Source organism: Congregibacter sp., assembly GCF_965662665.1.
GTDB lineage: Bacteria > Pseudomonadota > Gammaproteobacteria > Pseudomonadales > Halieaceae > Congregibacter.
The window spans coordinates 1-3,226 of sequence record NZ_CBFIIF010000061.1 but is presented as its reverse complement, the minus strand read 5'-3'; the positions used below and the strand labels follow the sequence as shown (position 1 = coordinate 3,226).

3 protein-coding genes are annotated in these 3,226 nt (G+C 59.4%); all 3 read left to right on the top strand.

The features are described from left to right. The coding region (locus tag ACTG39_RS14095; protein ID WP_439108196.1) for an NAD(P)H-dependent flavin oxidoreductase at positions 1-557 on the top strand (557 nt) is incomplete at its 5' end. Continuing rightward, complete coding sequence (locus ACTG39_RS14090) at positions 554-2,224, top strand: class I adenylate-forming enzyme family protein (RefSeq protein ID WP_439108195.1); 1,671 nt, start codon at positions 554-556, stop codon at positions 2,222-2,224. The genes ACTG39_RS14095 and ACTG39_RS14090, both read left to right, overlap by 4 nt. Next, positions 2,221-3,226, top strand: a 1,006-nt coding sequence (locus ACTG39_RS14085) for an acetyl-CoA acetyltransferase (RefSeq protein WP_439108194.1), incomplete at its 3' end; no start/stop codon positions are given. The genes ACTG39_RS14090 and ACTG39_RS14085, both read left to right, overlap by 4 nt.

Sequence of the window (3,226 nt, the reverse complement as noted above, 5' to 3'; positions counted from 1 at the left end):
ACGTGATCGATTTGCGATTCGCCGCTAAAGCCGTTGCGGCCGGGGTGGATGGATTAGTTCTGGTGGCCGCCGGAGCCGGTGGTCACACAGGGCAGCAATCAGGCTTCGCGTTCGTGCAGGAGCTGAGACAGCACTTTGATGGAATTCTTGTGCTCGGTGGTGGTATCAGCACCGGACGTGCGGTTCGCGCAGCCGAGATACTGGGGGCCGACTATGCCTACATGGGTACACGCTTTATTGCATCTAAGGAGAGTATGGCGGAGATCGAATACAAGCAGATGGTGGTGGATGCCAGCGGTAACGATATCGTCTGCTCAGACGCGCTAACCGGGGTCAAGGCCAACTGGCTGCGGGCCAGCCTCGAGCAGGCGGGATATGATCCCGACAACATGCCTCAAGCCGGTGATATCGACATTATTAAGTCGGCGGGCGACGTGAAACGCTGGCGCGATGTTTGGGCGGCGGGGCAGGGCGCGGGATCCGTTAATGACATCCTGCCCATCTCAGCCATTGTGGAACGATTGGAACGTGAATATCGGGAGGCCTGTGAGCTATGAATATGCGCAGCAGCGACGCGAGAATAGCCCGTCTGACGGAAGCAGGCCTGTGGGGCACTGACACACTGCACGATCTCCTCGCGCGCAATGCGGCGGCGACGCCAGATCGCGAGGCCGTGGTAGATCCGGATAACAAAGCTGAGCTTACCGGTCAGGCGCCCAGGCGACTCTCCGTGGCGGAGTTGGACAGCGCCAGCAGCGCTTGCGCCCGTGAGCTTGCATCGCGGGGGGTGAAAGCCAGGGACAGAGTCATTCTGCAATTGCCCAATACCAGCGAGTTGATTGTTCTCTACTACGCTTTGAGCAAACTTGGGGCTGTGATTTCACCTACCGCTGTGCAGTACGGCACCCACGAACTGACGCACTTTCGAGACGAGCTGACTCCGACAGCGCTGATCACGGTCACAGATCTACGCGGCGCCAAACTCGCACAGCAGGGGCGGGAGGTATTCGACAGTGAACAGGTTTGGGACATAGCGGACGATTTGGATGTCTTTGCCGGCCTGAACGATGACACCGCCGGAGATTGGGCTAGCGACGCAAATGCCACGCTGACCGTCGCCTGGACATCAGGCACGACGGGTACGCCCAAAGCCGTGCCGCGCTCGCACAATATGTGGCTGGCCCAGGGGCGTCTCACCAGCTACGCGGGCCAGTTTAGTGACGGCGAGCGTTTCCTGTCGCCGTTTCCCATGATTAACATGGCGTCTTTGGGCGGTATTCTTTTTCCGTCTGCCCTACACAACTGCACCTTGGTACAGCACCACCCGCTGGATATTCCTCTGTACCTGAAGCAGCTGCAGGATGAGCGCATTAACTACACTCTTGCCCCACCGCCGTTGCTGAACCGTCTCGCACAGCAGCCCGAAATGTGGGAGCAGTTTGACTACTCTGCACTGCGCGTCATCGGCTCCGGTTCCGTGCCTCTGTCAGCGGCGATGATCGAGACCTTTGAGTCGCGCTTCGGCAAATCCATCATTAATTTCTATGGCTCCAACGAGGGTATCGCGCTTATCGGAACGCCCGAAAATTCGCCGTCACCGGAACATCGCGCAACGCTCTTCCCTCGCCTTGGTGCGGCGGGAGTCGATTTTCAAAGCTACGCTGAGGGCGCCATTCTCACGCGACTGAATGACCCCGACACAGGGGATGTGATCGAGGAGCCCGGCGTTGCCGGCGAGCTCACCGTAACGGGCCCCGGAGTGTTCGACGGCTACCTGAACCATGATGGCGAAGGCGTGTTTACTGAGGACGGATACTTTCGCAGCGGCGATCTTTTAGAGATCTGCCCGGAGCAGCCAACGCATTACCGCATTGTTGGGCGCTGCAAAGACATCATAAACCGAGGTGGCATTAAGCTGTCGCCCAGTGAACTGGACAGTCTTCTGGAGGGCGCCCTGGGACTGGCCGAAGCTGCGGTCTGTGCCTATGCCGATGCCGATCTGGGCGAGAAAGTCTGTGCCTGTGTGGTGCCCTTGGAGAACGTCGAGGCGCCGACGCTCGAAGCGCTGCGCGAGCATCTGCGCGACAAAGGCGTGGCGCGCTTCAAGCTTCCCGAGCGTCTGGAAATTTTTGATGAATTGCCGCGCAATCCCCTGGGCAAGGTAATGCGCAATGTTTTGCGCGATCAGGTACAGGCCCGCGAACACGATGGAGAAACAGCATGACTGATGTGTACATTCTGGGTGGGTCGCAAACCGATTTCGCTCGCAACTGGCACCGCGAAGGTCTCGACATTTACGCGATGTTTCGTGAGGTGCTGGAAAGCGCTATCGCAGATGCCGATATCGAGCCCGCGCAGATCGAAGTAGGGCACGTGGGCAATTTCGTCGCCGATCTGTTTTGCAGGCAGGGACTCCTCGGCGGTTTTTTCGCGCAGGTGTATCCTGAAATGGCGGGTATGCCGACCTCCCGTCATGAGGCGGCCTGCGCATCGGGTTCCATGGCGATGCTAGGCGCCATGCGCGATATCGAGTCAGGACACTACGACACGGCCTGCGTGCTGGGGCTGGAACTCATGCGCAACGTCGACGGGCAAACGGGCGCTGACTATCTGGGTGCCGCTGCGTGGCAGGGGCAGGAAGCGCAGGACGCAGACTTCCCCTGGCCCTACATGTTTGATCGTATTAGCCGAGAATACGATGAGCGTCATGGCCTTAAACATGAACATCTGGCGCGCATTGCCGAAATCAACTTCGGCAACGCGCGCAGTAACCCTACGGCGCAAAGTCGCAGCTGGGAGTTTCCCCAGGGCTGTTTTCGAGAGGACGACAAACTCAATCCCGTAGTCGAAGGCCGGGTTCGCAAGCTCGACTGTGGCCAGATCACCGATGGTGCTGCCTGCGTTGTACTCGCGGGTGAGCGTGCCGCCGCGGAGTATGCCAAGCGTAAAGGTATGAGTCTTATGGACCTGCCTCGCATCAAGGGCTGGGGCCATCGCAGCGCGCCATTGTTACTGGAGCAAAAGCTCTCCATGAGTGCCGGACAGCCGCTGCTCTTTCCCCATGCTGCGGGTGCGCTGACCGACGCTCTTCACCGCGGCGGCTTTGCTGCGGTGACGGATGTGGATGGCCTGGAGACTCACGACTGCTTCACGATCACCGAGTACATGGCGATTGACCACAGCGGCCTTACGGCACCGGGAGAATCCTGGAAGGCCGTAGAGGAGG